The following is a 4,487-nucleotide window of genomic DNA, read 5'->3' on the forward strand; positions in this document are numbered from 1 at the left end:
GGACAGACTTGGATATCCATCCATGACTGCCCACTATCTGAAAGTACGTGTAAACTATTGAACCGCGTAGTACCGAACGGTACGCTACGTGGTGTGGAAGGGGAGGGTCAAATCTCCCCTATCCGATATTGGGTCGGGGTACGGCCCTTTTTCTGTTTGAAGAGACGGGAAAAGTAGAGCGCATCATCATATCCGACAGATCTGGCAATATCGTTGATTATAAGGTCGGTATCTTTTAACAGTGTGCAGGCTTGCCGGATCCGGTAGTCAAGCAGATATTCCTGAGGAGAACTGCCGGTGATATCTTTGAACAGGCGGTAAAGATAAGTGCGTTCAATATTCAGATGGTCGGCGATGACCTGAATATTGACAGGATGGGCGTAATTATTCTCAATATAGCGCAGTGCCTCCTCCACATAAGAGATCTTTTTTTCTTTCGGCGGGATGTATGCCCGTGGGAATTTACTCGCCAGGAGGTAAAGATATTCATAAAGGATGCTGTTCATCATGAGGTCGCGGTTTTCCGGAAGCTGGTACGCTTCAAACATTTTTTCGTGGCACAGTCTGACACGGTCGTCCTTTCCGTAGTGGCAATAAGGCGTTTCCAGAAGAGAGGTTCGTTTCAGATACTCTTCGATCTTGATACCCTGGAAACCAATCCAGGTATAGGTCCATGGATCGTACTTATCCGCTTCATAGTAAATCAGCGTATTGGGACGGATCAGAAAGGCATCTCCCTCGGAAAGATGGTAAAGATGTCCGTCTGTTTTATAAATGCCTTTTCCTTTTAAAATATAATGAATCAGATAGCCGCTGCGCACAACAGGGCCATAACTGTGGGACGGCACACAGGTTTCAAAACCGCAGGTATAGATCATGGCGTCGAGATTGCGGGAAAAAGACAACGATATGAAAACATATCATCCGAACTTGTCAGACTTTCGGGCGGACGAAACAATATTTTAGGGATTGCCCACTGTGCGACACGTCTGAGACTTGTTCTGGAAGATAATGATAAGGCAGATATCAAGGCGATTGAAGATGTGGATCTGGTAAAAGGTGTGTTTGTGGCAGGGGATCAGCTTCAGATCATTTTTGGAGCAGGGCTGGTAAATGATGTATGCCAGGTGCTTGCAGAATCTATCCATATGGACAGTATGAGCCTTGGAGATCTGAAAACAAAAGCAAATAAGAGGATGAATCCACTGCAGAGAGCAGTCAAGGCTCTTTCTGATGTATTTATTGAAATCATGCCGGGAATCCTGGCAGCAGCTCTTTTAACCGGACTTTCCAGTGTACTTGGAAATCTGCAGATTGTGGAAGACAACGCAACACTTTATGGAATTGCACGGCTGATTAATATTTCCTCCGGTGCGATTTTCGGATTCCTGCCTCTGTGTGTTGCGTACAGTACGGTCAAACGGTTTGGCGGAAGGCCGATCATGGGTATTGTAATCGGCTGTATCATGCTGACGAACAGTCTGGCAGATGCCAGTGCGGCAGCACAGGGAACGGTGGAAGTAACTACACTCCATATTTTTGGACTTCCGGTTGACCTGATCGGTTTCCAGGGCGGTATTATTGTCGCGCTGCTGATTGGTATTGTTACTGCAAAACTTGATATTTTCTTTGAGAAGAAAGTACCGGAAGTGATCCGTCTGCTTGTATCACCACTTTTGACAACACTTGTCAGCTCCTTCCTTCTGTTTATGATTATCGGACCGGTAGGAAGAGGACTTGCAAATGGAATTACGAGCGTACTTGTATGGATGACCCAGAACCTTGGAGTGATTGGATACGCGGCATTCTCCGGGGTACAGCAGCTAATCGTTATTACCGGTCTTCATCACGTATTTGGCGCGATTGAATCACAGCTTCTTGTGGATACCGGAAGAAACTTTTTAAATCCGCTGATGTCTGTAGCAATCATTGCACAGGGCGGAGCAGTGCTGGAATATCTTGCGAGAAATTTAAAAGATGCAAAAGCAAAAGAATTATGTATTCCAAGTTTTATTTCTGTACTGTTTGGAATTACAGAGCCGGCACTGTTCGGTGTGAATTTAAGATACCGTTATCCACTGATTGGCGGATGTATCGGCGGAGCAATCGGAGGCGCAGTTGTTTATTTTACAGATCTTGCGGCACTTGGATTTGGAACCACAGTAGTACCGGGAATCGCACTTGCAGACCCGGCACACAATGGATATATCAATTATATCATTGCTCATGTGATTGCGCCTGCGGCAGGATTCCTCTTTGCATTCCTGATCGGAATCGGATTTGATAAAAAGAGCGCTGTACAGGCAGTATCTGTATCGACAGTAGAACAGAAAGAAACAGTAAAAACAGTCGAAGCCAGAGAAGAGGCTCAGGAAGTAACAGCAGCACTTCCGGAAGAAATCGGTGCATTTACGAAAGGCGATCTGATCGGAATCGAGGAAGTCAACGACCAGACATTTGCCCAGAAAGTACTCGGTGATGGAATTGCGATTGCACCAGAAGAAGGAGCGATTTATGCCCCGGCAGATGCAGATGTTGAGATTGTTATGGATACGAAACATGCGCCGGGACTTCGCACAAAAGCAGGAAATGGAATTCTGATTCATGTAGGAATTGATACGGTTAATCTCGGAGGAAGGTATTTCACTCTTCATACCGGGCAGGGAAGAAGCGTGAAAAAAGGAGAGCTGCTTCTGGAATTTGATCAGGAAAAGATCAAGACAGAAGGATATGATACAACGACCAGTCTGATCATTACAGAACCAGTGGCAGACAGCCGTCTTGAGAAAGAAGCAGACAAACCGGTTCAGGTTGGTGACCGGATTTTGGAAATCGTGAAGTAGAGGAACCGATATGGGAAAAGAAATAGAAAATGAAAACTGGGTGAATAAAGTCAGAGCAGAAGAAAACCGGCAAAAGGACAGACTGAACAGCTGTCCTTTCCGGATGAAGTATCATATCATGCCGCCGGTCGGCTGGCTGAATGACCCGAACGGACTGTGTCAGTTTCAGGGCACTTATCAGGCTTACTTTCAATATTCACCGCTCAGTGTGAATGGTGGAGGAGGTTTCTGGGGGCATTGTACCAGTCAGGATCTGCTGCACTGGCAGTATCAGGATCCGGTTCTTACGACAGACCGGCCGGAAGACCGAAGCGGAGTGTATTCCGGTTCAGCACTGATAGAAGATGGAACGATGTATCTTTTTTATACCGGAAATGTCAAACTGCCGGGTGACTATGACTATATTGATGAAGGAAGAATTTCCAGCCAGCTGCTGGTAAGTTCAAAAGATGGACAGCATATGTCAGAAAAAACGGTTCTTCTTGGAATGAAAGATTATCCGGAAGACATGACAGCACATATCCGGGATCCGAAAGTATGGAAAGATCAGGGGCATTACTACATGATTCTTGGCGCAAGAAAACGGGATTTCGATGGTGACAGACGCCGTGATACCGGCTGTGCGCTGGTCTATGTTTCGGATAATAAGAAACAATGGAAGCTGGATCATGAGATTCTACCGGAAGAAAATTTTGGCTACATGTGGGAATGTCCGGATCTGTTTGAACTGGATGGAGAGAAAATTCTTTCCTACTGTCCACAGGGACTCCCTGCGGAACCGGAACGCTTCCAGAATCTGTATCAGTCCGGCTATTCGATTCTGACAAACGGTGAAACTCCGGAAAAAACCTTTCAGGAATGGGATCTGGGATTTGACTTTTATGCACCTCAGTCATTCGAGGATGAGAACGGACGGAGAATTCTGGTCGGATGGGCCGGAGTGCCGGATACCATTGAGACGCACCGGAATCTGTCTGTACAGAATGGATGGCAGCACTGCCTGACGATACCAAGAGAACTTCATATAGAAAACGGAGCGGTATACCAGATGCCGGTACGTGAGATCGATACACTATCCTGGAAAAGAGAAGAAGGGACCCTTTGCCGTTTTGGAAGAGAGATGGTAAAAATCGAAACTGCATTGCAGGAAGGAATCCCGGCAGAAATCCGGATTGGAACGGAAGAGAATGGTTTGACGATTCATATGGAAGCAGACCGCATCCAAATGACATTCTTAAATAAAAAGGGAGAGCCATCTGCCTGCGGCGGAGGAAGAGCCATACGGATCGGGCGGACGGCATCGGAAATCAGTCATGCACTTGTGCTGATTGATAATTCGATTGCAGAGATTTTTGTAAATGATGGAGAAGTGGTAATGACAACCAGAATCTATCTGGAAAAACCGGAGCGGATGATTACGGTAAACGGATGCCGGACATGTGAAATCTGGAAGACAGAAGAATAAAAAAGAAGAGAAGCAGGACTTTCAAAAGAAGTCGAAGCTTCTCTTTTTTTGGTGTGCGCCCGGCGGGCACACGTTCTAAGGGGTGAAAGTCCCTGACCCGCCCGGCAGTGGGAAGGGTGCAGCCAAAGGCAAGGGCGTCACCGTGAGGTGGGGTCTGAAGGAAGCCGGAGGCAAACCAC

Annotated in this window: 3 protein-coding genes; 2 read left to right on the top strand and 1 reads right to left on the bottom strand. The window is 46.6% G+C overall.

Annotation, left to right across the window (positions count from 1 at the left end; all coding sequences use genetic code 11):
• Positions 1-107: 107 nt before the first annotated feature.
• Positions 108-878, bottom strand: a complete 771-nt coding sequence (locus tag B5E64_RS17595) for an AraC family transcriptional regulator (RefSeq protein ID WP_087169726.1) — start codon at positions 876-878, stop codon at positions 108-110.
• Between B5E64_RS17595 and B5E64_RS17600 the strand changes: the two genes are divergently transcribed.
• Both B5E64_RS17600 and B5E64_RS17605 read left to right on the top strand, forming a co-directional pair.
• Positions 837-2,843 (top strand): PTS transporter subunit IIBCA, encoded by a 2,007-nt coding sequence (locus B5E64_RS17600; RefSeq protein ID WP_242960304.1) that lies wholly within the window; start codon positions 837-839, stop codon positions 2,841-2,843. The genes B5E64_RS17595 and B5E64_RS17600 overlap by 42 nt on opposite strands.
• Positions 2,844-2,853: 10 nt before the next feature.
• On the top strand, positions 2,854-4,308 hold the full coding sequence (locus B5E64_RS17605; RefSeq protein ID WP_087169725.1) for a glycoside hydrolase family 32 protein: 1,455 nt from the start codon (positions 2,854-2,856) through the stop codon (positions 4,306-4,308).
• Positions 4,309-4,487: the final 179 nt, after the last annotated feature.

The sequence above is a fragment of the Drancourtella sp. An12 genome, from assembly GCF_002160935.1.
GTDB lineage: Bacteria > Bacillota > Clostridia > Lachnospirales > Lachnospiraceae > Sellimonas > Sellimonas catena.